This is a genomic window from Paenarthrobacter sp. NPDC089714, assembly GCF_044748905.1.
Taxonomy (GTDB): domain Bacteria; phylum Actinomycetota; class Actinomycetes; order Actinomycetales; family Micrococcaceae; genus Arthrobacter.
In genome coordinates, this window is the sequence record NZ_JBIVGX010000035.1 from 3,191 (window position 1) to 4,479 (window position 1,289).

Below are 1,289 nucleotides of genomic sequence, written 5' to 3' on the forward strand. Positions count from 1 at the left end.
GCACGTGCCTGAGATCTGATGGGACCCCCGTATGGGGGGATCCGGTGATCCTATGCTGCCAAGAAAAGCATCGACGCGAGGTTTTAGCTGCCCGTACCCCAAACCGACACAGGTGATCAGGTAGAGAATACCAAGGCGATCGAGAGAATTATGGTTAAGGAACTCGGCAAAATGCCCCCGTAACTTCGGGAGAAGGGGGGCCTGCCCCGTGAAACGACCTTGCGTTGTGGAGCGGGTGTGGGCCGCAGAGACCAGGGGGAAGCGACTGTTTACTAAAAACACAGGTCCGTGCGAAGTCGCAAGACGATGTATACGGACTGACTCCTGCCCGGTGCTGGAAGGTTAAGAGGACCGGTTAGCCCTTACGGGCGAAGCTGAGAATTTAAGCCCCAGTAAACGGCGGTGGTAACTATAACCATCCTAAGGTAGCGAAATTCCTTGTCGGGTAAGTTCCGACCTGCACGAATGGAGTAACGACTTCCCCGCTGTCTCAACCATAAACTCGGCGAAATTGCAGTACGAGTAAAGATGCTCGTTACGCGCAGCAGGACGGAAAGACCCCGAGACCTTTACTATAGTTTGGTATTGGTGTTCGGAGTGGCTTGTGTAGGATAGGTGGGAGACGTTGAAGCCCGGACGCCAGTTCGGGTGGAGTCATCGTTGAAATACCACTCTGGTCACTTTGGACATCTAACTTCGGCCCGTGATCCGGGTCAGGGACAGTGCCTGATGGGTAGTTTAACTGGGGCGGTTGCCTCCTAAAAAGTAACGGAGGCGCCCAAAGGTTCCCTCAGCCTGGTTGGCAATCAGGTGTCGAGTGTAAGTGCACAAGGGAGCTTGACTGTGAGAGAGACATCTCAAGCAGGGACGAAAGTCGGGACTAGTGATCCGGCGGTACATTGTGGAATGGCCGTCGCTCAACGGATAAAAGGTACCTCGGGGATAACAGGCTGATCTTGCCCAAGAGTCCATATCGACGGCATGGTTTGGCACCTCGATGTCGGCTCGTCGCATCCTGGGGCTGGAGTAGGTCCCAAGGGTTGGGCTGTTCGCCCATTAAAGCGGTACGCGAGCTGGGTTTAGAACGTCGTGAGACAGTTCGGTCCCTATCCGCTGCGCGCGCAGGAAATTTGAGAAGGGCTGTCCTTAGTACGAGAGGACCGGGACGGACGAACCTCTGGTGTGTCAGTTGTACTGCCAAGTGCACCGCTGATTAGCTACGTTCGGATGGGATAACCGCTGAAAGCATCTAAGCGGGAAGCTCGCTTCAAGATGAGATTTCCACACAC

The 1,289-nt window shown here is 54.8% G+C and carries 1 rRNA gene (cut by a window edge); it reads left to right on the plus strand.

The window, feature by feature from the left end:
• Positions 1 to 1,289 (plus strand): 23S ribosomal RNA (locus ACIPY3_RS23085); its annotated part reaches 1,374 nt to the left of the window's first position; the annotation flags it as partial.